This window comes from Peptoniphilus pacaensis (assembly GCF_900088125.1).
GTDB classification, from domain to species: domain Bacteria; phylum Bacillota; class Clostridia; order Tissierellales; family Peptoniphilaceae; genus Aedoeadaptatus; species Aedoeadaptatus pacaensis.
In genome coordinates, this window is sequence record NZ_FLQT01000003.1 from 1,530,141 (window position 1) to 1,553,928 (window position 23,788).

21 protein-coding genes are annotated in these 23,788 nt (G+C 51.4%); all 21 read left to right on the forward strand.

Going from position 1 to position 23,788, the window contains the following annotated elements:
- The first annotated feature begins 8 nt into the window (after positions 1 to 8).
- The 21 genes from BN7444_RS07250 to alaS all read left to right on the forward strand — a co-directional run bounded on the left by BN7444_RS07250 (position 9) and on the right by alaS (position 23,764).
- Complete coding sequence (locus BN7444_RS07250) at positions 9 to 752, forward strand: YebC/PmpR family DNA-binding transcriptional regulator (protein ID WP_068457732.1); 744 nt, start codon at positions 9 to 11, stop codon at positions 750 to 752.
- The gene (locus tag BN7444_RS07255; RefSeq protein WP_068457734.1) at positions 749 to 1,390 is read left to right on the forward strand and encodes a TIGR01906 family membrane protein; all 642 of its coding nucleotides are present in this window, start codon (positions 749 to 751) and stop codon (positions 1,388 to 1,390) included. Before BN7444_RS07250 ends, BN7444_RS07255 begins: the two co-directional genes overlap by 4 nt.
- Positions 1,377 to 2,018 carry a deoxyribose-phosphate aldolase gene (deoC, locus tag BN7444_RS07260; protein ID WP_068457736.1) on the forward strand — a complete coding sequence of 214 codons (642 nt, stop codon included), beginning with the start codon at positions 1,377 to 1,379 and terminating at the stop codon, positions 2,016 to 2,018. The genes BN7444_RS07255 and deoC overlap by 14 nt, the downstream gene beginning before the upstream one ends.
- Before the next feature lies 1 nt (position 2,019).
- Positions 2,020 to 2,799 carry a prolipoprotein diacylglyceryl transferase gene (gene lgt, locus BN7444_RS07265; RefSeq protein ID WP_068457738.1) on the forward strand — a complete coding sequence of 260 codons (780 nt, stop codon included), beginning with the start codon at positions 2,020 to 2,022 and terminating at the stop codon, positions 2,797 to 2,799.
- Between the two features lie 122 nt (positions 2,800 to 2,921).
- Positions 2,922 to 3,353, forward strand: a complete 432-nt coding sequence (mraZ, locus tag BN7444_RS07270) for a division/cell wall cluster transcriptional repressor MraZ (protein WP_068457740.1) — start codon at positions 2,922 to 2,924, stop codon at positions 3,351 to 3,353.
- Positions 3,354 to 3,361: 8 nt separating this feature from the next.
- Positions 3,362 to 4,303 carry a 16S rRNA (cytosine(1402)-N(4))-methyltransferase RsmH gene (gene rsmH, locus BN7444_RS07275; protein WP_068457742.1) on the forward strand — a complete coding sequence of 314 codons (942 nt, stop codon included), beginning with the start codon at positions 3,362 to 3,364 and terminating at the stop codon, positions 4,301 to 4,303.
- A gap of 4 nt (positions 4,304 to 4,307) precedes the next feature.
- Positions 4,308 to 4,718 (forward strand): hypothetical protein, encoded by a 411-nt coding sequence (locus tag BN7444_RS07280; protein WP_068457744.1) that lies wholly within the window; start codon positions 4,308 to 4,310, stop codon positions 4,716 to 4,718.
- A 159-nt stretch (positions 4,719 to 4,877) separates the two neighbouring features.
- Positions 4,878 to 7,037 (forward strand): PASTA domain-containing penicillin-binding protein, encoded by a 2,160-nt coding sequence (locus tag BN7444_RS07285; protein WP_167627208.1) that lies wholly within the window; start codon positions 4,878 to 4,880, stop codon positions 7,035 to 7,037.
- A 6-nt stretch (positions 7,038 to 7,043) separates the two neighbouring features.
- Positions 7,044 to 8,003 carry a phospho-N-acetylmuramoyl-pentapeptide-transferase gene (gene mraY, locus BN7444_RS07290; RefSeq protein WP_068457749.1) on the forward strand — a complete coding sequence of 320 codons (960 nt, stop codon included), beginning with the start codon at positions 7,044 to 7,046 and terminating at the stop codon, positions 8,001 to 8,003.
- A 9-nt stretch (positions 8,004 to 8,012) separates the two neighbouring features.
- A complete protein-coding gene (gene murD, locus BN7444_RS07295) occupies positions 8,013 to 9,323 on the forward strand; it encodes a UDP-N-acetylmuramoyl-L-alanine--D-glutamate ligase (protein WP_167627209.1) in 1,311 nt (436 codons plus the stop codon).
- 7 nt (positions 9,324 to 9,330) lie between these two features.
- Entirely contained in the window at positions 9,331 to 10,428 is a 1,098-nt protein-coding gene (locus BN7444_RS07300; RefSeq protein WP_068457754.1) for an FtsW/RodA/SpoVE family cell cycle protein, read from the forward strand.
- Positions 10,425 to 11,522, forward strand: coding sequence for an undecaprenyldiphospho-muramoylpentapeptide beta-N-acetylglucosaminyltransferase (gene murG / locus BN7444_RS07305; RefSeq protein ID WP_068457757.1), 1,098 nt, complete (start codon positions 10,425 to 10,427; stop codon positions 11,520 to 11,522). Before BN7444_RS07300 ends, murG begins: the two co-directional genes overlap by 4 nt.
- Positions 11,519 to 12,457, forward strand: coding sequence for a cell division protein FtsQ/DivIB (locus BN7444_RS07310; RefSeq protein WP_068457759.1), 939 nt, complete (start codon positions 11,519 to 11,521; stop codon positions 12,455 to 12,457). The genes murG and BN7444_RS07310 overlap by 4 nt, the downstream gene beginning before the upstream one ends.
- A gap of 107 nt (positions 12,458 to 12,564) precedes the next feature.
- Positions 12,565 to 13,656: a cell division protein FtsZ gene (ftsZ, locus tag BN7444_RS07315; protein ID WP_068457761.1), complete on the forward strand. Its 1,092-nt coding sequence runs from the start codon at positions 12,565 to 12,567 to the stop codon at positions 13,654 to 13,656.
- Positions 13,657 to 13,710: 54 nt separating this feature from the next.
- A complete protein-coding gene (nrdR, locus tag BN7444_RS07320; RefSeq protein ID WP_068457763.1) occupies positions 13,711 to 14,172 on the forward strand; it encodes a transcriptional regulator NrdR in 462 nt (153 codons plus the stop codon).
- A 4-nt stretch (positions 14,173 to 14,176) separates the two neighbouring features.
- Positions 14,177 to 15,502: a replication-associated recombination protein A gene (locus BN7444_RS07325; protein WP_068457765.1), complete on the forward strand. Its 1,326-nt coding sequence runs from the start codon at positions 14,177 to 14,179 to the stop codon at positions 15,500 to 15,502.
- Positions 15,489 to 16,871 carry an asparagine--tRNA ligase gene (gene asnS, locus BN7444_RS07330; protein ID WP_068457767.1) on the forward strand — a complete coding sequence of 461 codons (1,383 nt, stop codon included), beginning with the start codon at positions 15,489 to 15,491 and terminating at the stop codon, positions 16,869 to 16,871. Before BN7444_RS07325 ends, asnS begins: the two co-directional genes overlap by 14 nt.
- Positions 16,872 to 16,885: 14 nt before the next feature.
- Entirely contained in the window at positions 16,886 to 19,294 is a 2,409-nt protein-coding gene (gene leuS / locus BN7444_RS07335; protein ID WP_068457769.1) for a leucine--tRNA ligase, read from the forward strand.
- A gap of 68 nt (positions 19,295 to 19,362) precedes the next feature.
- Complete coding sequence (locus BN7444_RS07340; protein WP_068457771.1) at positions 19,363 to 19,761, forward strand: RrF2 family transcriptional regulator; 399 nt, start codon at positions 19,363 to 19,365, stop codon at positions 19,759 to 19,761.
- A gap of 3 nt (positions 19,762 to 19,764) precedes the next feature.
- Positions 19,765 to 21,003, forward strand: coding sequence for an AI-2E family transporter (locus BN7444_RS07345; RefSeq protein ID WP_068457773.1), 1,239 nt, complete (start codon positions 19,765 to 19,767; stop codon positions 21,001 to 21,003).
- A gap of 121 nt (positions 21,004 to 21,124) precedes the next feature.
- Positions 21,125 to 23,764, forward strand: a complete 2,640-nt coding sequence (gene alaS / locus BN7444_RS07350) for an alanine--tRNA ligase (protein WP_068457775.1) — start codon at positions 21,125 to 21,127, stop codon at positions 23,762 to 23,764.
- Positions 23,765 to 23,788: the final 24 nt, after the last annotated feature.

Consider the following 23,788-nt stretch of genomic DNA (forward strand, 5'->3'; position numbering starts at 1 on the left):
AGGTTATGATGTCAGGACACTCGAAATGGCACAACATAAAAAATAAAAAAGGAAAGGCCGATGCCAAGCGCGGCAAGATCTTTACGAAAATGGCGAGAAAAATCGCCGTGGCAGTGAAAGAAGGGGGCGACGATCCCGATTACAATCCCGCACTGAAGGCGGCTATCGACAGCGCCAAGGCGGAAAACATGCCTAACGACAATATCGAGCGGGCCATTAAAAAAGCAGCCGGCGAAGGGGACAGCGACAATTTCGAATCCGTCACCTACGAAGGCTACGGCCCCTCGGGCATTGCGGTGATGGTGCAATGCTTGACGGACAATCGCAATCGCACGGCGCCGGAAGTTCGCCACGCCTTCGATAAAAACGGCGGCAATTTAGGTACCGACGGCTCCGTCTCCTTCCTCTTTGAACGCAAAGGCCAATTAGGTATCGAAATAAAAGAGGGCGTGGATCCGGAGGTCGTGGAAATGGACGCCATTGAAGCGGGCGCCGAAGACATTCGCACGGAAGACGGCGGCATCGAAATTATTACGGCGCCGGAAGATTACCAAAGCGTAAGAAAGAATTTGGAAGAGGCGGGCTACGAATTCGTGATTTCTGAAATCACCTACCTGCCCCAAACCACTACAGTCTTAGACGATCCGGAGGATCGGAAGAAGATGAATAAGCTCATCGACCAATTGGAAGAAAGCGACGACGTGCAAGAAGTCATTCACAATTGGGAAAACGACGACGAAGACGACGAATGAAGCGCCTCTTAGCCTTGGTGACGGCTCTCTGCCTGACGTTTCTCTTGTTCAGTCTCGCCACCCAGTGGGTGAGCGACAACGGGGCCTACTACCGACGGCAGATGATTCAAAACGACATTCCCCGGGTCACGGGGAAGTCGTTGAAGGAATTGGACGAAATTTCCGACGGGCTTCGAGATTATTTAAAGCGGGGCGACGAAAGGGCCTTGACGCCTTATTTCTCCAAGAGCGAAGTGGATCACATGGTGGACGTCTACGCCTTGTTTCACTTAATGCGTCGGCTGAGTCTCGCCGCCATCGTTCTTGCTGCTATGAGCTTTTATTTTCCGGCGAGAAGAGCGGGGATGAGGGAAGGCTTAAGAAGCGTAGGCAAGGCCACCATCGTCTTGATCGCGGCCTTCGCCCTATTGGCCCTTCTCATCGCCGCGAACTTTTCAAAAGCGTGGTACACCTTCCACACCTTGTTTTTCTCTAACAAGCTGTGGCTTATGGACCCCGAAAAAGATCTGATGATTCAAATGTTGCCGGAGCCTTTTTTCTTCGGCATGGTCAAGCAAATCGGCCTTGTCATGGCCGTCGGGCTTTTAATTTTAGCCTCTCTTGCTTTTTTGAAAGGAAACAGAAATGAAATTAAATAAAACCATCGACCACACCATACTCAATGCCGACGCGACGAAAGAGGCGGTAATCAAGATCATCGACGAAGCGAAGAAATATGAATTCGCCTCGGTTTGCCTCGAACCTTGCTGGGTCTCCCTTGCCGCCGAACGGCTGAAGGATTCCCCCGTAAAGGTGTGTACCGTCATCGGCTTTCCCTTGGGAGCCAATACGAAGACGGTAAAGGCCTTTGAAGCGAAAGAAGCCGTGGATAACGGCGCCGACGAAGTGGACATGGTCTTGAACATCGGCGCGCTGAAAAGCGGCGACGACGCTTTGGTGCTCGAGGACATGAAGGCCGTGCGAGAAGCGGCGAAAGATGCCGTGGTGAAGGTCATTCTTGAAACCTGCCTCTTAACCGACGATGAAAAGAAAAAAGCCTGCGCCCTGGCTAAGGAAGCGGGGTTGGACTTTGTGAAGACCTCCACGGGCTTTTCCACGGCAGGTGCCACGGTGAAAGATGTGAAGCTCATGCGGGATGCCGTCGGCGACACCATGGGCGTCAAAGCCAGCGGCGGCATTCGCGACACAAAAACCGCCGAAGCCATGATCGCCGCCGGCGCCAGTCGCATCGGCGCATCGAAATCCATCGCCATTATAGGAGAATAAAATGAATCCGATCGCATTTACGCTTTTCGGATTGGAGGTGCGCTGGTACGGTATCCTCATCGCCTGTGGCGCCTTGCTCGGTATTTTCTTTGCGGAAAAACTCATCGAGCGAAATCCACGGGTGCCGGAAGATGCGGTGGTGGACGCCAGCATCTTCGCTTTGCCATTAGGCATTGTCGGCGCCCGCACCTATTACGTGCTATTTGAGTGGGACTACTACAGCGCCCATCTGTCAGAAATATTTGCCATCAGAAACGGCGGCCTCGCCATTCACGGCGGCCTCCTCGGCGGCTCGCTGGTGATTTTAATCTACTGTTTGGTGAAGAAAGTCAGCTTTTTCGAGCTCTTGGATATGCTCGCGCCGGGCGTGGTCTTGGCACAGGGCATCGGCCGCTGGGGAAACTTCATGAACGGCGAAGCCCACGGCGGCGTCACCAATGTGCCTTGGGCCATTAATGTGGGCGGGCAGATGGTTCATCCTACATTTTTATACGAATCCATTTTAGATGTGAGCATATTCCTCATACTCTATTTCTACGTTTCAAAGAGGCGCCGCTTTCCCGGCGAAATGGCAGGGATCTATATGATCCTCTACAGCATCGGCCGCTTCTTTATCGAAGGCCTTCGCACGGACAGCCTTTATATCGGCCCCTTGCGTACGGCGCAAGTGATGAGCCTCATCGTCATCGCACTCGGAATCTTGCTCTTAATCATTCAACCGAAGCGCGCAAAAGCGGGAGATTATAAGCTTACGGAGCCCGTCTCGAAGAAAAGTGAATAAAAAATCAGAAAAACCACCTTTTTTCGGTGGTTTTTTTATTTTGCGCTTGATTACCCAATTAAATAGTGTAAAATATAGATAAGTGGGACAAAGTGGTAGAAAAGGGTTTAATTGGGGGCATTATGTTTTTCGGAGAAGTCAAACATAATATCGATGCCAAGGGGCGCTTGGTCTTGCCGGCGAAATTTCGCGACGGCATTCAAGACGGTTACGTCATGACCAAGGGCTTGGATCAGTGCATCTTTTTATTCCCCATGGACGAATGGCGCCGCATGGAAGAAAAGCTCAAGAGCTTGCCCTTAACCCACAAAGACGCCCGTGCCTTCGTTCGCTACTTTTTCTCCGGAGCTTGCGACGGCGAACTGGACAAACAGGGGCGGGTGCGCATTCCTCAAAACCTCATGAACTATGCACAGCTCGATGCCACCACGGTGATTATCGGCGTGGGAACGCGTATGGAAATTTGGTCCGAAGACTTGTGGGATGCCTATTCTGAAGACGACGCACTGTCCTACGATCAAATTGCACAACAACTATCCGACCTGGGCATTTAGGAGGGGCTATGGATTTCAAACACGTACCCGTCCTATGTGACGAGGTTATCGAAGGATTACAACTCAAACCCGACGGCATTTACGTAGACGGCACCTTGGGCGGCGGCGGCCACAGCGGCGAAATTTTAAAGCGCCTGGATGGGGGACTACTCGTGGGCATCGACCAGGATGACGCGGCTCTGTCTGCGGCGAAAAAGCATTTGGAAACCATCGGCGGCAACTTTCGCTTGGTGAAAGGCAATTTCGTCGACATGCCCGCCATTTTAAAAGCATTACATATTGAGCGTGTCGACGGCATTCTCTTGGACATCGGCGTCAGCTCCCATCAATTCGACACGGCGGAGCGGGGCTTCAGTTACCGCTTCGACGGCCCCCTGGACATGCGCATGGATAAGGACGCATCGATAAGGGCCTACGACATCGTCAACACCTACAGCGAAAAGGATCTGGCGAAGATCATCAAGACCTACGGCGAAGAACGATGGGGCGATCGCATCGCCGCATTTATCGTGCGACAAAGACAAGAAGCGCCCATCACCACCACCTTCGAACTGGTGGACGTCATCAAAAAAGCCATTCCGAAAAAAGTGCGCCAAGAGGGCGGCCATCCGGCGAAGAAAACCTTTCAAGCCCTTCGCATCGCCGTGAATCGCGAGCTGGACGTGCTGGAATCCTCCATACCGGACATGGTGCGCATGTTAAAACCGGGAGGGCGACTTGCGATTATCACATTCCATTCTCTGGAAGATCGCATCGTAAAAAACAGCTTCCAATATTTGTACAAAGACTGTATCTGCCCGCCGAGGCAGCCGATTTGCACCTGCAGCAAGAAGCGGGAGATCGAAATTATAACGAGAAAGCCCATTACGGCATCGGATAAAGAGCTGGAAGAAAACCATCGGGCCCATTCGGCAAAGCTTCGCATTGCTGAAAAAGTTGAGGGGGAGTGATATAATGAAACAAGTCGAAAAGAAACGTCCCCGTCGTCGGTCCGCCCGGCGTCACAGAAGATGGGTTTCCCGTTCCGGTCTTCTCGCCGTTATCCTGTGCATGCTCAGCGTGACAGCCTTTTTGCAGCTGCGGGCGCACACCCATATCGCCTTACTTAATGCGGCCATCGAAAGCCAAAACAGGGCTTTGGAAGAGATGGACAAAACCTACAGGGACATGAATGCCGACTTAGATGAAATTAAAAATTCAGACGAGATTATGAAAAAAGCGAAATTTCAACTGGGCATGGTCTATCCCGACAACGACCAGGTAAAATACATCGACGTCCGCCTTCGCAATGAAGAAAGTGACGTTAACGAAAACGTCTACCTGAACCCGGTTATCTCCGTTCTGCATATTTTCAATAAAAAGTAGGAGGCTCTTGTGGGAGAGCAGAAAATAAAACAGACGAAAAGAGTGAGAAAGAGAAAAAGAGATCGCCGATTTCTTTTATCCCATCTGAGACGGATGGATAAAAAAGTGGCTTTTCTATATGTGTTTCTCTTCTTGCTCTTTTTTATTTTGTGGGGGCGCGTGGCGTATTTACAAATCGTCGATGCCGACAATTTAACCCGCCAAGCCCTGGCCCTCAATACGAAAGGGAAAATAAAGCCCGAGCGCGGCTTGATTTTTGATGCCGAGGGAAATAAATTGGTGGGCAATATCAGTAAATCCGATATATATTTGGATACGCAGGTACTGGCCAAGGCTAAGGACAGCGAAAAGCAGAGAAGCAAGCTGAGGAGCTTTGCATTAAAGAATTTGGAAATGACCGAGGCCCAATACGACGCCCGCATGAAAAAAAGCGGCCACGTGCTCTTAAAGGGCAATGTGGACCGCTCCGTCGCGCTGAAGTTGCGCGATTCGGACATTCCCGGCGTCGTAGTGGAAGATTTCGAAGCCCGCACCTATCCCAACAACGACCTGGCATCTCTGGTGCTCGGCTTTGCGGGAAAAGAAGGTGACGGCCGCTACGGCATCGAAAAGTATTACGACGACGATCTGCGTCTCGCGCCCTCTTTCGGCAAAAAAAGAGATAATGCCGTGCCCATTCAGGCCGGGGCCAATTTAAAATTGACCATATCAGAGTCCTTGCAGCGAAAGACTGAGGATATACTGGACTCCCATTGGGAGAAAAATCGTGCTCACCGCATTACGGCCATCGTTCAGGAGACCCAAACCGGCGCCATTCGCGCCATGGCTTCCACGGACGATTACGATTTAAACCATCCCTACAGCCCGACGACGAAAGAGCAGAAGGCCGTGTGGAAGGATTTAAAGAGCGAACAAAAATCGAAAATTTTGTACAATAACTGGCGCAATTTTTCCGTCAGCGACACCTATGAGCCGGGTTCCACCTTTAAAACCATTACGGCGGCTGCCGCTTTGGAAGAGGACACGACGAATCCGAAAAAGCATTATTACTGCACGGGCTACGTCAGGGACATTCCCGGCGTGACCATCACCTGCACATCCCTTCCCAATCCCCACGGTGACATTACCATGGACAAGGCTTTTTCCGAGTCCTGCAATGTCACCTTCGTCAATATCGCCAGGGAGCTTTCCAAGGAAGGTCTTCTGAAATACATTCAGGCCTTCGGCTTCGGCGAGGTGACGGGCATCGATTTGCCGGCGGAACAAAAGGGGCTCGTGCCTAAAAGCGTGAAAGAAATCAACGAAGCGCGCCTGGCTACCATGAGTTACGGCCACGGCATTGCCGTGACGCCGATTCAAATGGTGACGGCGGTTTCTGCCGTGGCAAACGGCGGCTATCTCTTAAAGCCTTATGTGGTCGATGAGGTTCAAGACGTCAGCGGCCGTGTCCTGGCAAAAAACGAACGCACCGTGCGTCGCCAAGTCATTTCCGAATCCACCAGCGAAACCATGCGCACCCTTTTAATGCACGTGGTGGATCACGGCACCGGCACCATGGGGGCGGTGAACCGCTACCACGTCGGCGGCAAGACCGGCACGGCAGGCAAGGTTTCGGAAACCGGCGGCTACGAAAAGGACAAGTACATCAGCTCCTTCGTTTCGGTGGCGCCCATCGAAGATCCGAAATACACGGTGCTGGTCGTGGTGGAAGAGCCCGAAGGCGATTACTTCGGCGGCACCGTGGCCGCGCCCATCGCTTCCGAGATTATGGCTGCGGCCCTTCAAGAAGGAAATGTCGCGCCCACGGGCAGCGATCAATCGCAAAAGACGAAAAAAGTCATTGTTCCCGATGTGAAACACATGCTTTTGGAAGATGCGGGGAAAGTGCTAACCGATGCGGGCCTGAAATTTAATATGGCATCGGAAAATGTCGGCGACTTCGGCATGGTCATTCAACAGGCTCCGGAAGCGGGCACGGAAGTAGACGAAAACACCATCGTCGACTTAAAGATCGACCCCAATGACGGTAAAGAGCGGAGCGTTCCCAATTTCAGAGGCAAGACGAAAAAGCAAGTCGAAAAGATTTTAGAAGACTCCCAACTGGACTACGTTCTGGAAGGGGAGGGGACCGTGGTCAGTCAAGAGCCCTTGGCGGGACAAATTCTGCCGAAAGGGGCGAAGATCGTGATTCGCTTCGAAGCAGATGTGAACGACGATCAGACGGATAAAAATTCGACAGATTCCAATGGGGACCATTCGAAAACAACGAAAGAAAAGACAAAAAAGACGCGCAAAGCGCGTAACGATAAAAAGGAGTAGGCAAGCATGAGCATAGGCACAGGACTAAAGAGTCTGGCCATCGGGTGGATTCTCGCCATGATCGGCGGTAAGGTTTTTATTCCAATGTTAAGAAAACTGCACGCAGGACAGGAAATACGTGAAGACGGGCCTCAGAGCCATTTGTCGAAGGCGGGCACGCCGACCATCGGCGGGGTGATCTTTCTGACGGCAGCCCTTCTCGGGACGATTCTTACCGGCAATATGACTTACGAGGTGGCGGTTCTTTTTATCTCCACCTTCGGCTTCGGCCTCGTGGGCTTTATCGACGACTACATTAAAGTCGTGAACAAGAGAAATCTGGGCTTTACGGCGTTGCAAAAATTGTTGGCACAGATATTTATCGCCGTATTGCTTTATATCCTCATTGTCAGATCCGAACACCTGACGACGGCGGTCCTCTTGCCGGGGACCATGCGGCCGGTGGATTTCGGCATGTTCTTTATTCCCTTTATTATTTTCGTCGTCGTAGGCACGGTGAATTCCGTAAACCTCACCGACGGACTGGACGGCCTTTCATCCACGGTCACCACCATACTCATGCTGTTTTTTGCCTTGGTCAGCGCAAAAATGGGACGGACCTCCGTCGCCTTATTCTGCCTGGTTCTCGCAGGCGGCCTCTTGGGATTTTTGTTTTACAACAAATATCCCGCCAAGGTCTTTATGGGGGACACGGGCTCTTTGGCATTGGGCGGCGCCGTGGTTGGCATCGCCATACTGCTCAATTTACCCTTGTTGCTTCCCATTTGCGGCGGCATTTACTTTATCGAAACCCTGTCCGTTATTTTGCAAGTAATCTCCTTTAAAACGAGGGGAAAGCGGATTTTTCTTATGAGCCCCATTCATCACCACTTCGAACAAAAGGGGATGAAGGAAGTTCAAATCGTCGCCATGTTCGCTGCGGTGGAACTGATCCTCTGTATCATAAGTTATTTCTTGGTTTTTTAGGAGCGCATGATGAAGAATAAGAAAATTTTAATATACGGCTTAGGAACCACGGGCACAAGTGCCATCGACGCCTTAAAAGACGAGAATGAACTTTACGTTTACGACGACGATGAGGCGAGGGCGAACATGCTGGAAGGAGAGTTCCCCTTTTACGACGGCCAGGACGTGGATTTCGTCGTAAAGAGCCCGGGCATTCCTCTGGACAGCGGCTTGCTGCCTGAGTTTGAGGAGAAAGAAATCCCCGTTATTTCCGATATCGAATTGGCCTATCGCATTTCCGAATGCGAAAATTTCATCGCCATTACGGGAACCAACGGAAAGACCACGACGACGGATCTCTTGTATCATTTGCTCATCGACGGCGGGAAGGTCGCCTATGTGGGCGGCAATATCGGCGTCGGCGTCTTGCCTCTGGCAAAACGGGCGAAGAAAGACGATTACCTAGTCATCGAATGTTCCAGCTTTCAATTGGAAACCACCTTGGACTTTAAACCGAAGGTAGCGATTTTAACGAATATTACGGAAGACCATCTGGATCATCACAAATCCGTGGAAGCTTATCGCAAGAGCAAGGAAAAAGTCTTTGCCAATCAAGATTCTTCCGACGTACTTATTTTAAATATCGACGACCCCTACCTGGCCATGATCGGCGAGGAGATGGACCGCGCCTTGGTGGTCAGCACGACACCCATTCAACAGGACGGTGCCTACAAGGATCAGGACTTGCTCTACCTTTCTCACGAGGGCGAGCACATTCCCCTGATGAAGCGATCCGAGATGCTGCTGGTAGGCGATCACAATGTGCGTAATGCCTTGGAGGCCGCCCTTTGCGCCTATGTCCTCGGCGTGGACGTGGCATCCATTAAAAACACCTTGATGAATTATCGCGGCGTCAGTCACCGCATGGAATACGTGGACACCTTTAACGGCGTCGATTACTACAACGACTCCAAGGGAACCAATCCCGATTCCACGGATGTGGCCCTGGCGAGTCTCGCGAAGCCCATTCATCTCTTGGCGGGGGGCTTCGACAAGGGAAGCGACTTTAAAGCCCTCTTCGAAAAACACGCCGCCTCCATCGCCGGTCTCTATGTCTTCGGTGCGACGAAAGCCGTGATAAAAGAAGAGGCAATGGAAGCCGGCATCAAGAATGTATTGGAATTCGAAACCATGAAAGAGGCCACGGAAGCGGCAATGGATTGCGCCAAGGAGGGAGAGGCGGTATTGCTTTCTCCGGCCTGCGCGTCGTGGGATCAGTTCCCCAATTACAGAGTGCGCGGCGATGAATTTAAAGCAATCGTAAGGGAGAGATGGAGCTGATTAAATCATGGAACGAATCCGAAAATACGCCGATCCGCCCCTGTTTATCGCCATCGTTTCGCTTCTCGTCATCGGCGTCTTTATGGTGGCGTCCAGCTCCTTTACCACAGGCTTGGCGGAACACGGCGACGGCACGTATTTTTTTAAGCGGCATCTGATTTTTCTCGTCATAGGAATCGTGGCCGCCGGCGTCGGCTATGTGGTGCCTTTAAAGACCTTTCAACGCTTTGCCTTTCCGGCATGGGCTTTGAGTATGGTCCTTTGCGCCGCCCTGAACACATCTTTGGGCGTCAATGTCAACGGTGCCACTCGCTGGCTTTTAATCCCGGGGACACATATACAATTTATGCCGTCGGATATTTTGAAGTACGCTTCTATTTTCTATACGGCGAATCTATGCGTGCTCCACAGGGGCAAGAGGCGAAAGGGCGGCTTTCTGCCCATCGTCACGGTGATCGGCCTGTCCGTGGTCATCGTCATGAAGGAAGACTTCTCCTCGGCCATGGTTATCGCCATCAGCCTCTTGGGGATGTTCTTTATCTCCGGCATGAATTTTGCGGAATTTGTCAGCATTCTGTCCATGGGCCTTGCGGTAATGTACTTTTTCGTCTTCCGCGTGCCCTATCGTATGAAGCGGCTCACGTCCTTTTTGAATCCCTTTGACGACATCGCCAATACGGACTGGCAATTGGCCAACTCCCTCTATGCCTTGGGCACGGGATCGGTGAAGGGGATCGGCTACTTCCGCTCCCACGAAGTGTTTAACCGCCTGCCCGAGGCCTATAACGACTTTATCTTTGCCGTCATCGGCGAAGAGTTCGGCTTCATCGGCACCACCATCGTCATCGGTCTCTTTGCCCTATTCGTGCAGCGGGGCTTTTTAACGGCGTTAAAGCAGAAGGGCCTCTATGAAAAACTGATCGCCACGGGGATTTTTCTCTCCATCGGCTTTCAAGCCTTTTTCAATATGGGCGTGGCCGCGGGAATTTTGCCCGTCACCGGCCTGACCCTGCCCTATATATCCTTCGGGGGCACGGCCCTCGTATTCGTCATGGGCATGAGCGGAATATTACTAAGATTATCGAGGAAAGGAGAATCACATTGAGAGTTATATTGTCCGGCGGCGGCACCGGCGGTCATATTTATCCGGCCCTCGCCATAAAAGAAGCCTTGGAGAAAAAGGCGGACGACATCGAATTTCTCTACGTGGGAAAAAAAGACAGCATGGAAGAAGAATTGGCGGAAGCCTATAACATTCCTTTCGCACCGGTGCACATTAAAGGCTTTCCCAGAAAGAAGATCAACAAAGATTCCATCTTAACCATGGTGGAATTGCTTCACGGCCTTCACGATGCGGGGAAGATCCTAAAAGACTTTCAGCCCGATGTGGTCATAGGTACCGGCGGCTATGTTTGTGCGCCCATCGTTTTAAAGGCACAGAGCAAAGGCATTAAAACGGTGATTCAAGAACAAAACGCCTATCCCGGCAAGACCAATCGCCTCCTGGCCAAAAGGGTAGATCTTATCGCCTACAGCTTTAAGGAAGCGGAAAAATACTTTCCGGAACAGACGAAGAAACTTTACACCGGCAATCCCATTCGCTCGACCTTTGAAAAGATCGACGAAGAGGCGGGCAGGGAAGCGGTGGGCTACAACTTGGATAAGCCCCTGGTGCTTTCCTTCGGCGGAAGCGGCGGTCAGGAATCGACCAACGAGGCGGTCCTCGAAATCATGAAAAAGCATCCGAGCCTGAACTTCCACCTGGTTCACATTACGGGGAAAGAACATTACGACGACTTCGTGAAGCGAATGAGCCAAGTGGACGACGAGTCCTACACGATATTGGATTACTCCCACCAAATCCCCGAGTACTTGGCCGTCGCCGATCTGGTGGTGGCATCCTCATCGGCCATGACCTTAGCGGAAATCAGCGCTATGCACCTGCCTTCTATTTTGATTCCCAAGGCATACACGGCGGGCAATCACCAGTACCATAACGCCATGAGCTACAAAAAATCCGATGCGGCGGTGGTCATCGAAGAAGAGGAATTAAACGGCCACGTCCTTTTGCAGACCATCGAGAACCTCTTGGATAACGAAGAAAAGCGGCGGGACATGGGAGCCAATGCCCTGCACATGGTTAACACCAAGGGCACTGACGCCATTGCTGAAGGCATTATAGGACTTGTCAGATCATGAAGCCGACGAACCAAAGAAGAAAAAGACCTCGGAAGAAAAGACTGAGGAGGAAATACAGAAATCGCCGCATCGCCCTGGTGGTCGTACTGGCAGCTGTCGTATTTGGCAGTCTCTTCGCCTTTTCCTCCCTGACGGCCTTAACCGACGTGCGCGTCACGGGGACCAAGGCCGTGTCGAAAAATGCCGTGGTGAAAATCGCCGAGGAGTCCAGAGGCAAAAGTTATTTTCGCTTAAACAAAGGCCGTTTGAAAAATCGCCTGGAGCAAATGCCCTATGTGAAAGAGGCGACCATCGGCTTAAATTTTCCCCACACCTTGACCATAAAGATCGAAGAAGAAAAGCCCTTTGCGCAACTCTACAGCGACGAAGGTTACATCCTCGTCAACGAGGACTTCAAGGCATTGGAAAAAACCCGCTCTTACAATCCCAATATGCCCAAGGTCACGGGTCTGGTGACCGAAGGCGTTCGCTTGGGTCAGGTAGCCTTTAAAAGCACGGGGAACGAAAAAAAGATCCACATGATCAAGACCCTGTTTGCATCGCCCATGAAGAAAGACATTCACACGGTCTCGATTTTGGATCGGGGCATGCGCATCGGCTTTTCCGACGGAACCTTGGTCCACATACTGAGCTTCGACGATGCGGAGTATAAGACCAAACAGTTGGAAGAAATCCGAAAAGAGATGAAGTCGAAAAACGAAGACTATCGAGAAATCTACCTGGACCAGGGGGATCATCCCGTGGCGGTCAAGCCCTCGTCTTTAGACGACGAAGGAACCGAAAACGAAGAGAGTTCAAATCTGATCGAGCGGGAAAAAGATTCGGACACGGACAAGAAAGAGAAGAAGACAAAGAAGAAAAAAGCGTCGAAGAATGAATCCGATGAGGATGAGAATACAAAGGCGGAATCAAATTCCGTCAATACCGCTGAATAAGGTAGATTCGGGAGTCAAGTTGTCTTGACTTGTACGCATTTTGTCTATAAAATAGAATAAATTGATATGATCTTAAAGGGCCTTAGTGCGCGAGTAGGAGGAGTTATATGTTGGATTTTGATATGGATCACGAAGAATTTGCAAAAATAAAAGTAGCCGGCGTCGGCGGCGGCGGAAATAATGCCGTCAATCGCATGATCAGCGCAGGCGTTAAAGGCGTGGAATTTATTGCCGTCAACACGGATCGTCAAGCCTTGAAAAATTCCCTGGCTGAAACGAAAATTCAAATCGGCGAAAAAGTAACCAAGGGCCTGGGCGCCGGTGCCAATCCCGAAATCGGCGAACAATCCGCCGAAGAAAGCATCGACGAAATCAGAGAAGCACTGCAAGGTGCGGACATGGTATTTATTACGGCCGGCATGGGCGGCGGTACCGGAACCGGTGCTGCACCGATTATTGCCGATGTAGCCAAAGACCTAAACGCCCTTACCGTCGGCGTGGTTACCCGTCCCTTCGCTTTTGAAGGTGCTCGTCGTATGAAACAAGCGATCAAAGGTATCGACGAATTAAAGGACAAAGTCGACACATTGGTCATTATTCCCAACGATCGTCTGTTCAGCATTTCCGATAAGAAGACCACCTTCTCCCAAGCCTTCCAAATGGCCGACGAGGTATTGAAGCAAGGGATTCAAGGAATCTCCGAATTAATCAGCGTTCCCAATGTCATTAATCTGGACTTTGCCGACGTAAAGACCGTTATGCACGACAAGGGCATCGCTCACATGGGTATCGGTTACGCCTCCGGCGACGATCGCGCCACGGAAGCGGCAAGAAACGCCGTGGAAAGCCCCTTATTGGAAACGTCCATCGAAGGCGCCAAGTCGGTCCTCTTAAATATTACGGCAGGCAACGACTTAGGTATGTTTGAAATGAACGAAGCGGCCGATTTAATTCGCTCCACCGTGGACGAAGACGCCAACATTATCTTCGGTGCCGGCATTGACGAATCCTTGAAAGATCAAGTGAAGATTACGGTCATCGCCACGGAATTCGGCGACGACGAAGACAATCAACCGAAAAAAGCAGGGAAGAGCTTTGTCGGATCGGGCGACGAGAAAAAAGAAGAGAAAACCGGATCCGCCAACAGAAATAAGGATGACGAGTTAAATATCCCGGATTTTCTTCGCAGAATGAGATAAGAGATTTTTGACGTATCCTTTAGGATACGTCTTTTCTTTTTTAGGAGGTGAATCATGCGCTGTCCCTATTGTCAACATTTAGAATCGAAAGTCGTCGACTCCCGGCCAACGGAAGAAGGCGCCTCCATACGGCGCAGACGGCAATGTATGTCCTGCGGCAGACGATTCACGACCTACGAGCAGGTGGAAGTCGTGCCCATGACCGTAAAGAAGAAGAGCGGCGGAATCGAGGTCTTCGACCGGAACAAAATCCTTAAAGGGCTGATCAAATCCTGTGAAAAGCGTCCCGTCTCTTTGGAAGCCATGGAAGCGGCGGTGGACGACATTGAAATGACCTTGGAAGCGAAAATGGTGAAGCAGATTTCGTCGGAAGAAATCGGCGAAATGATTTTGGAGCGGCTAAAGGATTTAGACGAAGTGGCCTACGTGCGCTTCGCTTCCGTCTACAGGCGCTTCCAAGACATCGACAGTTTTATGGCGGAGCTGGAAGAGCTGCGCAAAAAGAAAACGGATTGAGGCCATGGATTTATTTTCATTTCAAGCGGAAAATCATTTAGAAAAAAGTGCCCCTCTTGCCCAACGTATGCGGCCCAAGACTTTGGACGAGTACGTGGGACAGGACCACGTGGTGGGCAAGGGCAAATACATCGACCGTCTCATACGCTCGGGCTTTATGCCCTCCCTTCTCTTTTACGGGCCGCCGGGCATCGGAAAGACCACTCTGGCCGAGATGATGGCCCACGTATCCAACCGGGCCTTCGTGCCTTTAAGTGCCGTGACGAGCAATGTCAAAGAGCTCCGGAAGGTGCTTGAGGAGGCCGAGGACCGCTTGGGCGCACAGGGCCGGGAGACGATTTTATTTTTAGATGAGATCCACCGCTTCAACAAGTCGCAACAAGACGTGTTGCTTCCTTATGTGGAAAAAGGGAAGATCATTTTAATGGGCGCTACCACGGAAAACCCATACTTTTACGTCAACGGCGCCCTGCTCTCCAGATTGCAGGTGGTGCAGCTCCATCCTCTGGACGATAAGGCCGTGAAAGAGCTCCTGATGCGAGCTTTAAAGGACGAGAAGAAGGGCTACGGCAAAGACAGTATTACCTTCGAAGACGGGGCGCTGGAAAATTTAATCGCCATGAGCCACGGCGACGGCAGATACGCCCTAAACCTATTGGAGATCGTGGTACTGAGCACGCCGCCGGCAGCGGACGGAAGCATTTATATTACGAAACAGGATCTGGCGGATTCGTCTTTAAACAACAATCAGCGTTACGACCGGGACGGAAACAATCACTATGATACGATTTCCGCCTTTATAAAATCCATTCGGGGTTCGGATCCCGATGCGGCCATTTATTACATGGCAAAGATGTTGGATTCCGGCGAAGAGCCCGAATTCATCGCCCGCCGCATGATTATTTCCGCTTCGGAAGACATATCCAATGCAGATCCTCACGCACTGAATTTGGCCGTGGCGTGCTTTGAAGCCCTTCGCATTATCGGCATGCCCGAGGGACGCATCCCCCTGGCGCAGACGGCGGCCTATTTGGCCTCGGCGCCGAAGAGCAATCGAAGCTATCTCGCCATAGGAGAGGCCCTAAGCGACGTGAAAAAGGGCGTGGGCTCCGTGATACCGCCCTATTTAAGGGATCAGCATCAGCCCATGGACGCCCATGAAGGCTATCGCTACCCTCACGATTACCCGGAGGGTTATGTGCCGCAGCGGTACCTGCCCTTGGACATGGAAGAAAAAACATATTACCGACCGACGGATCGAGGCTATGAGGAAAAGCTCGCCGCGTATTTAGATAAGTTAAAACAGGAGGACACCAGTGGAAATTCGTGAAGTATTAGAAAATTATAAAGATTACTTAGGACAGGATTTGGTCTTGGAAGGATGGATTAAAACCTCCAGAGATTCGAAAAATTTCGGCTTTATCCAACTGTCCGACGGCAGCGGCTTCGACGGGATTCAAGTGGTCTATGAGGCTGAGCGCGAAAACTTTAAGGAAATCGCCAAGTATCCGATCTACAGCTCCATTCGCGTGGAAGGAGAATTGGTGGAAAGCCCCGGGGCAAAGCAACCCATCGAAGTTCACGCAAAAAAGATTACGCCGGAGCATTTAGCCGAAAGCGACTATCCGCTGCAAAAGAAGCGTCATACCTTCGAATACTTGCGTACCAAGGCCCACCTTCGCCCGCGCACCAACACCTTCCAAGCGGTGTTCCGCGTGCGGAGCCTCATCGCCTTTGCGGTTCACGAATTTTTCCAACAACGCCGCTTCGTCTACGTTCACACGCCGATTATTACGGCCAGTGACGCCGAAGGGGCAGGGGAAATGTTCCAAGTCACCACATTGGATTTAAACAATCCGCTGAAAAATGACGAAGGCAAAGTGGATTTCAGCCAAGATTTCTTCGGTAAGCACACGAATTTAACGGTGAGCGGCCAATTACAAGGGGAAGCTTTCGCCACGGCCTTCAGAAACATCTATACCTTCGGCCCCACCTTCCGTGCGGAAAACTCCAACACCCAACGCCACGCGGCGGAATTTTGGATGATTGAGCCGGAAATGGCCTTCGCCGATTTGGAAGACAATATGAATGTGGCGGAAGACATGCTCAAGTACATTATTAACTATGTCTTTGAACACGCGCCTCAAGAAATGGAATTTTTCAATTCCTTTATCGATAAGGGATTGATCGACCGCTTGAAAAACGTCGTGGAATCGGAATTCGTGCGGATCACCTACACGGAAGCCATCGACATTTTGGAAAAGAGCGATCGGGAATTTAAGTACCCGGTGAGTTGGGGCATCGACCTGCAAACGGAACACGAACGCTACATTACGGAAGAAGTTTACAAAAAGCCCGTGTTCATCGTGGACTATCCCAAGGAAATCAAGGCTTTTTACATGCGTGAAAACGAAGATAAGAAAACCGTCGCCGCCATGGACCTTTTGGTGCCGGGCATCGGCGAAATCATCGGCGGAAGTCAAAGGGAAGAGCGCCTGGACGTTCTCTTGGCCAAGCTCGACGAATTCGGACTGGATCAGGAAAGCTACAGCTGGTACATGGACCTTCGCCGCTACGGCAGCGTGGTACACTCGGGCTACGGCTTGGGCTTTGAACGTGCCGTCATGTACATTACCGGCATGAAAAACATTCGCGACGTCATTCCCTTCCCGCGGACCGTCGGCAATGCAGAATTTTAGAAAGGCGACATACGATGAGAAATTATGATCCGAAAGTAATCGAGAAGAAGTGGCAGGATTTTTGGGACGAGCACGAAACCTATAAGGCCGTGATCGAGCCCGACAAGAAAAAATTCTATCCCTTAGTCGAATTCCCCTATCCATCGGGCCAAGGGCTTCACGTCGGTCACCCGCGCCCCTATACGGCCTTGGATATCGTGGCGAGAAAGCGCCGCTACGAAGGCGAAAACGTCATTTTTACTATGGGCTGGGACGCATTCGGCCTGCCTACGGAAAATTACGCCATTAAAAATAAAATTCACCCGCGCATCGTCACGGAAAACAACATCGCCAATTTCAAAAAGCAATTAAAGAGCCTGGGCTTCAGCTTCGACTGGTCGAGAGAAATCAATACCACCGATCCCAAATACTATCGCTGGACCCAATGGATCTTCCTTCAAATGTTTAAACACGGCCTGGCTTATAAGGAAGAAATGCCCGTCAACTGGTGTCCCTCCTGTAAGGTAGGTCTCGCCAACGAAGAAGTCGTCGGCGGCAAATGCGAGCGCTGCGGCACGGAAGTAAAGCACAAGCGGCGCAGCCAATGGATGTTGAAGATCACCGCCTACGCCGATCGCCTCTTGGAAGGCTTGGATCATGTGGACTTTATCGAGCCTGTTAAGATTCAACAACGGAACTGGATCGGCAAGAGCGTCGGTGCGGAAATTCATTTTAAAGTGAAAGACACGGACACGGTGCTCAACGTCTTTACCACCCGTCCCGACACCTTGTTCGGCGCCACCTATATGGTCGTGGCACCGGAACATCCCTTGGTGAAAGATCACCGCGACATGATTAAAAACATCGATGCCGTGGACGCCTACATCGCCGAAGTGGAAAAGAAATCGGATTTCGAGCGCACGGAGCTCGCCAAAGAAAAAACCGGCGTCGCGTTGGAAGGCCTCTACGGCATTAATCCGGCCACCGGAAAAGACATTCCCATTTGGATTTCCGACTACGTCTTAATGAGCTACGGCACCGGCGCCATTATGTCCGTGCCTGCCCACGACCAACGTGACTGGGAATTTGCGACGAAATTCGGCCTGCCCATCGTCCCCGTCATCGACGGCGGCAATGTGGAAGAGGAAGCCTATGTAGACGTTCACTCCGGCCACATGATTAACTCCGGTTTCCTCGACGGCATGGAAGTGGAAGATGCCATTCACAAAATGATCGAATGGATTACGGAGAAAGGACTTGGCAAGCGCCAAACCAATTATAAATTGCGGGACTGGGTCTTCTCCAGACAACGGTACTGGGGCGAGCCGATCCCCCTCATTCACTGCGACGATTGCGGCTGGGTACCGGTGCCCGAAGATCAACTGCCCTTGGAGCTTCCCGAAGTGAAAAATTACGAGCCCACGGACAACGGCCAATCGCCCTTATCTGAAGTGGAAGATTGGGTTCACACCACCTGCCCGAAATGCGGCAAGCCCGCCATGCGCGAAACGGACACCATGCCTCAATGGGCGGGAAGTAGCTGGTACTATCTGCGCTACACCGATCCCCACAACGACGAAGCATTGGCAAGCAAAGAGGCCCTGGAATACTTTATGCCCGTGGATTGGTACAACGGCGGCATGGAACACACCACCTTGCACTTGCTGTACTCCCGCTTCTGGCACAAATTCCTCTACGACATCGGCGTCGTGAATACGGACGAGCCCTATCAAAAGCGCACGAGCCACGGCATGATCTTAGGGGAAGACGGCGGAAAAATGAGCAAGAGCCGCGGCAATGTCATTAATCCCGACGACATCGTCAATCAATACGGCGCCGATACCCTGAGAACCTACGAAATGTTTATCGGTGACTTCGAAAAATCCGTGCCCTGGTCCGACAACAGCGTCAGAGGCTGTCGCCGGTTCCTGGAGCGGGTGTGGAGTTTGGCGGAAGACATTCAACCGGGCAGCGGTTACAGAAAAGAGACGGAAGTCTTCATGCACCAAACCATAAAAAAAGTCAGCCACGATTACGAGCACTTAAAAGCCAACACGGCCATCGCTCAATTGATGAGCGCCGTGAATCTCTTCCAAAAAGAGGGCGTCAACGAAGCGGAATTTAAATCCTTCCTGATCCTCTTAAGCCCCGTGGCTCCTCACATCACGGAAGAATTGTGGGAGGCATGTAACTTCGGCGGCCATTTATGCGAACAATCCTGGCCGAGCTACGACGAAGACAAGACCGTGGAAGATGTGGTGGAAGTCCCCGTTCAATTTAACGGCAAGGTACGATTCAAAATCACATTGCCCAGAGAAGCATCCCAAGACGAAGCCCTGGGCGTTTTACACGGCGATGAAAACTTCCTCAAACAGACGGAAGGCAAAAATGTCGTGAAAGAAATCTACGTTCCAGGTAAGATTTTGAATGTGGTTGTCAAGTAGATTGACAGCCACCGGTGAATGAGGTATCTTATTCGTATAAAAAGACTAGGGATTAAGGAGGTGAAGACATGAAGTTATCGACGAGAGGTCGTTACGGACTCATGGCCATGTACCATTTGGCGGAAAATTACGGCAAGGGACCTTTATCGGTCAACTACATCGCCGAAGCCGAAGGTCTGAGCGTGGCCTATCTGGAGCAATTGTTTTCACGCTTAAAAAAACGCAAGCTGGTAGAGAGCATCCGAGGCGCTCAAGGCGGCTACGTCTTGGCGGCACCGCCGGAAGAGATCGCCATCGCCGATGTCATCGCCGCATTAGAAGGAGAAATGGCTTTTTCCTGTTGTAGCGGCGACGATGACATTTCCTGTGATCGGGGAGAAGCCTGCTCGGCGAAGTCGATCCTGGATCGCATCCAAGAAGAAGTGGACGGCGTTTTAAAATCCATGACTCTCGCGGATATGAGGTAGTCTATGCACCAATTCGATTCCTTTTTCGACGTGGTGACGCCGAATTTCCTCGTCGTCATCCGGGGGCTCTTGCTTATCCTGCTTATTGCCCTAAGCGTCTACTACCTTATCAACATCGGCAATCAATACATCGATAAAAGCAGGCGTATTCATCTGGATCTGAGATTGGTCGGGCTTTTTCTCTTGGGGATATTGGTCCTCATTGCCCTTCGCTACGTGTTTTCAAAATTTCCCGTTTTGCGAACGGCATTGGCGGCCTTCTTTATCTCCGTGATTTTGGCCTATATCATCAATCCGTTGGTTAATTATTTGGAGACGAAGCGCATCCCCAGGCGATTCGGCGTGCTCATCGTTTACGTGGGCTTTATTCTCGCTTTGGTGCTTTTGTTTGTTGTGGTCCTGCCGAAGACCATCGAAGAGCTGAGAAATTTATTTATCGCTCTGCCTCAGTGGCTAAACGAATGGAACGCTCGCATCTTGGATGCGTCGGACAAAATCGAAAAGATGACGAATCTTGACATGACGCGGATTATGTCCAGCGGGCAGAAACAGGTGGAAGCTTATTTAAATTCCCTGGAGAACACCTTTGTCGACAAGGTCCGCTCCATGGCCAGCGGCATGTATGCTGCCCTCGGACGCATGGTGAGCTTTGTTTTGGTCTTGATCCTCACCTACTACTTTACGGTGGATAAAAATCGCATCAAGGTGAAATTGTATAAGGCCATCCCTTCCGGTTTCCGGACGGATATTTTGAACCTGGCCTCTGAAATAAACGCGGCCATGATGGAATTTGTCAAAGGGAAATTGCTCCTCGCCGTCATCGTCGGCTTAATGACCATGTGCATGCTCTTTATTCTGGGCGTCAATTTCGCCGTGGCCATCGGCCTGATCACCATGATCGCCGACATCATTCCCTACATCGGGCCCTTCCTCGCCTTCGTGCCGGCCTTCTTCTTTTCCTTTATGGATTCCTGGACCAAGGCTTTATGGGTATCGATCTTTTTCGTCTTTCTGCAATGGGCGGAAAACAATCTGTTCGCGCCGAAAATTTTGGGCAAACGCACCGGGCTTCACCCGGCCGTCGTCCTCATGTGTATCTTTATCGGCGGCGGCACCTTCGGCGTCATGGGTATGATTTTATCCGTGCCCGTGTTCTCCATTTTGGTCATCATTAAAAACTTCATCCTCATGAAGTTGCGCGACGGCAAGCGAAAAAAAGAAGAATTGAGACAAGTACAATAAGTGGCGGAGATCCGTCACTTATTTTATTTGGCCAAAGGCCGCGGCGACGGGAGAAAATTGACTTTCCATGCGGCCAACTTTATAATTTTAATCAGAGACTATACAAATATCGGGAGGCATTATGAAACCATTGGGATTACACGAGATACGCTCTGCGTTCTTGGATTATTTTGAACAAAACGAACACCTGGCTTTGCCCAGCTTTTCTTTGGTACCGAAGGGGGACAAGTCCCTACTTTTAATCGGTGCAGGCATGGCGCCGATGAAGAAATTCTTTACGGGCGAAGCGGAACCTCCCGCCCACCGCGTTTGTACATCGCAAAAGTGCATTCGCACCGGCGATATCGAAAACGTGGGCAAGACCGACCGTCACGCCACGTTTTTTGAAATGCTCGGAAACTTTTCCTTCGGCGATTACTTTAAACACGAAGCCATTCACTGGGCCTGGGGATTTTTAACCGGCGTCTTGGAAATCGACCCGAACCTTCTTTGGGCCACGGTCTACTTAGATGACGACGAAGCCTTCACCATTTGGAACGAAGAGATCGGCCTGCCGAAAGAGCGCATCGTGCGTTTGGGCAAGGACGACAACTTCTGGGAGCTTGCCGTCGGCCCCTCCGGTCCCTGCTCGGAAATCTATTTCGACCGCGGCGAAAAACACGGCTGCGGCGATCCCGACTGTAAGCCCGGTTGCGACTGCGACCGCTACATCGAAGTGTGGAATCTGGTCTTCACCCAATTCGATAAAGACGAAGAAGGCGAGTACCACCCTCTGGCCAATCCCAATATCGATACGGGGATGGGACTCGAGCGCATTGCATCGGTGCTTCAAGATGCGAACAATATTTTTGAAATCGACGCCATCAACGCCATCTTGCAAGACGTTTGTCGCATGGCGAATTACGAATACGGCACGGACAAAAAGAAAGATGAATCGGTGCGAGTCATCACCGACCATATCCGCGCCATTACCTTTATGATTTCCGACTCCATTGTCCCTTCCAACGAAGGACGGGGCTATGTGGAACGGCGCCTCACCCGCCGCGCCGCCAAGCACGGGCGGAATCTGGGCATCGAAGGGGCGTTTTTATACAAACTATGCGAAAGCGTCATCGATTCCTGGAAGGTTCAGTACAAAGAGTTGGACGACAATCGGGAAGTCATCGCCAGAGTTATTCTGCGTGAAGAAGAGCGCTTCCTTAAGACCCTTGAAACGGGCATGAGCCTCCTCGATGAGGAAATCGAAAAATTAAAGGCCGAAGGCAAGAAAGAGCTGGGAGGCGCCGAAGCCTTTAAGCTCTACGACACCTACGGTTTTCCCGTGGACCTCACCGAAGAAATCCTCGCCGATGCGGGGCTGGCTCTGGACGAAGCGGGCTTTGAAAATGAAATGGAAGCGCAAAAAGAGCGGGCGAGAGAAGCCCGGGACGACTCCGACAATATCGGCTGGTCCAGTATGTCTTCCTACGAGCTCAACGATGTAGACGAAAGCATCGAATTTGTCGGCTACGACACCACCGAAGTGAAGGAAGGCAAGCTGTTGCACATTCTCGCCGGCGGCGAAGAAGTGGATCAATTAGGCGCCGGAGAAAAGGGCGTCTTCTATCTCACGCCCACGCCCTTTTATGGCGAAAGCGGCGGCCAAATCGGCGACACGGGAATCATTGCCGGCGACGGCTTTGAAATTCAAGTTGAAGATACGCAAAAGACGAAAAGCGGCCACATTTATTCCATCGGTACCGTGACGGAAGGCATTGCATCGACGGGGGCCGTGAAGGCCTCGGTGGACGAAAGACGCCGCGAAAAAATTCGCCGCAACCACTCCGTCACCCACTTGCTCCACAAGGCGCTGAAAGATCAATTAGGCGATCACGTCAATCAAGCGGGCTCCTATGTCGGCCCCGACTTTATGCGCTTCGACTTCACCCACTACGAAGCCGTATCCCAAGAGGATCTGCGCGCCATTGAAAAAGCCGTGAACGAAGCGATTTTTAAGTCCCTTCCCGTCAAGACGGAAGTCCTCTCTTACGACGAAGCCAAGGACAAAGGGGCCGTGGGACTCTTCGAAGATAAATACGGCGACAAGGTGCGCGTCGTCTCCATGGGCGATTACTCCATGGAACTTTGCGGCGGTACCCACGTGGACAACACGGCGCAAATCGGTCTCTTTAAGATCTTATCGGAAAGCGGTATTTCCGCCGGCGTCCGCCGTATGGAAACCGTCACCGGTCCCGCCGTTTACGAGCTGCTCAATCGCTCCATGGGCATGAACAAAAAAATCGCAGGCCTCTTAAAGGCCACTGACGACGTGGTCATCGACAAGCTTGTCCAACACTTGGATAAGGAAAAAGGCCTGGAAAAAGAATTGACGAAACTTCACGCCGACATGGCCAAGAGCAAAATGGCGGAAGAAGTAGGAGATAAAGAAGCCATCGCCGGCATCGACGTGATCCGGGGCCACTTTACCGACGTCAGCGTGGAAGATCTCAGAAACATGGCGGAAAATTTGCGGGACAAAGAAACTGCCCTGGTCATTTTATCTACCGTTTCCGACGGCAAGGTCAATTTTGTCTGCGCATCGCCGAAGTCCTTAATCGAAAAAGGCTTTAAGGCCGGGGACATCGTCCGCGAGGTGGCAAAAATCGCCGGCGGCGGCGGTGGCGGTCGCCCCGACATGGCCACGGCAGGCGCCAAGGACGCCGGCAAAGTCCAAGAGGCCATGGACAAGGTAAAAGATATTGTAAATGCCATTGGAAATTAATGTATGCCGATGAAATTTATGATA

What these genes read in the sequence shown, in the direction of transcription:
- leuS (WP_068457769.1), top strand. Translation starts at nt 16,886, where the DNA reads ATGAGAAATTATGATCCGAAAGTAATCGAGAAGAAGTGGCAGGATTTT.
- BN7444_RS07325 (WP_068457765.1), top strand. Translation starts at nt 14,177, where the DNA reads ATGGATTTATTTTCATTTCAAGCGGAAAATCATTTAGAAAAAAGTGCC.
- BN7444_RS07310 (WP_068457759.1), top strand. Translation starts at nt 11,519, where the DNA reads ATGAAGCCGACGAACCAAAGAAGAAAAAGACCTCGGAAGAAAAGACTG.
- lgt (WP_068457738.1), top strand. Translation starts at nt 2,020, where the DNA reads ATGAATCCGATCGCATTTACGCTTTTCGGATTGGAGGTGCGCTGGTAC.
- BN7444_RS07255 (WP_068457734.1), top strand. Translation starts at nt 749, where the DNA reads ATGAAGCGCCTCTTAGCCTTGGTGACGGCTCTCTGCCTGACGTTTCTC.
- deoC (WP_068457736.1), top strand. Translation starts at nt 1,377, where the DNA reads ATGAAATTAAATAAAACCATCGACCACACCATACTCAATGCCGACGCG.
- BN7444_RS07340 (WP_068457771.1), top strand. Translation starts at nt 19,363, where the DNA reads ATGAAGTTATCGACGAGAGGTCGTTACGGACTCATGGCCATGTACCAT.
- BN7444_RS07345 (WP_068457773.1), top strand. Translation starts at nt 19,765, where the DNA reads ATGCACCAATTCGATTCCTTTTTCGACGTGGTGACGCCGAATTTCCTC.
- rsmH (WP_068457742.1), top strand. Translation starts at nt 3,362, where the DNA reads ATGGATTTCAAACACGTACCCGTCCTATGTGACGAGGTTATCGAAGGA.
- BN7444_RS07280 (WP_068457744.1), top strand. Translation starts at nt 4,308, where the DNA reads ATGAAACAAGTCGAAAAGAAACGTCCCCGTCGTCGGTCCGCCCGGCGT.
- BN7444_RS07250 (WP_068457732.1), top strand. Translation starts at nt 9, where the DNA reads ATGTCAGGACACTCGAAATGGCACAACATAAAAAATAAAAAAGGAAAG.
- murD (WP_167627209.1), top strand. Translation starts at nt 8,013, where the DNA reads ATGAAGAATAAGAAAATTTTAATATACGGCTTAGGAACCACGGGCACA.
- mraY (WP_068457749.1), top strand. Translation starts at nt 7,044, where the DNA reads ATGAGCATAGGCACAGGACTAAAGAGTCTGGCCATCGGGTGGATTCTC.
- ftsZ (WP_068457761.1), top strand. Translation starts at nt 12,565, where the DNA reads ATGTTGGATTTTGATATGGATCACGAAGAATTTGCAAAAATAAAAGTA.
- BN7444_RS07300 (WP_068457754.1), top strand. Translation starts at nt 9,331, where the DNA reads ATGGAACGAATCCGAAAATACGCCGATCCGCCCCTGTTTATCGCCATC.
- mraZ (WP_068457740.1), top strand. Translation starts at nt 2,922, where the DNA reads ATGTTTTTCGGAGAAGTCAAACATAATATCGATGCCAAGGGGCGCTTG.
- alaS (WP_068457775.1), top strand. Translation starts at nt 21,125, where the DNA reads ATGAAACCATTGGGATTACACGAGATACGCTCTGCGTTCTTGGATTAT.
- nrdR (WP_068457763.1), top strand. Translation starts at nt 13,711, where the DNA reads ATGCGCTGTCCCTATTGTCAACATTTAGAATCGAAAGTCGTCGACTCC.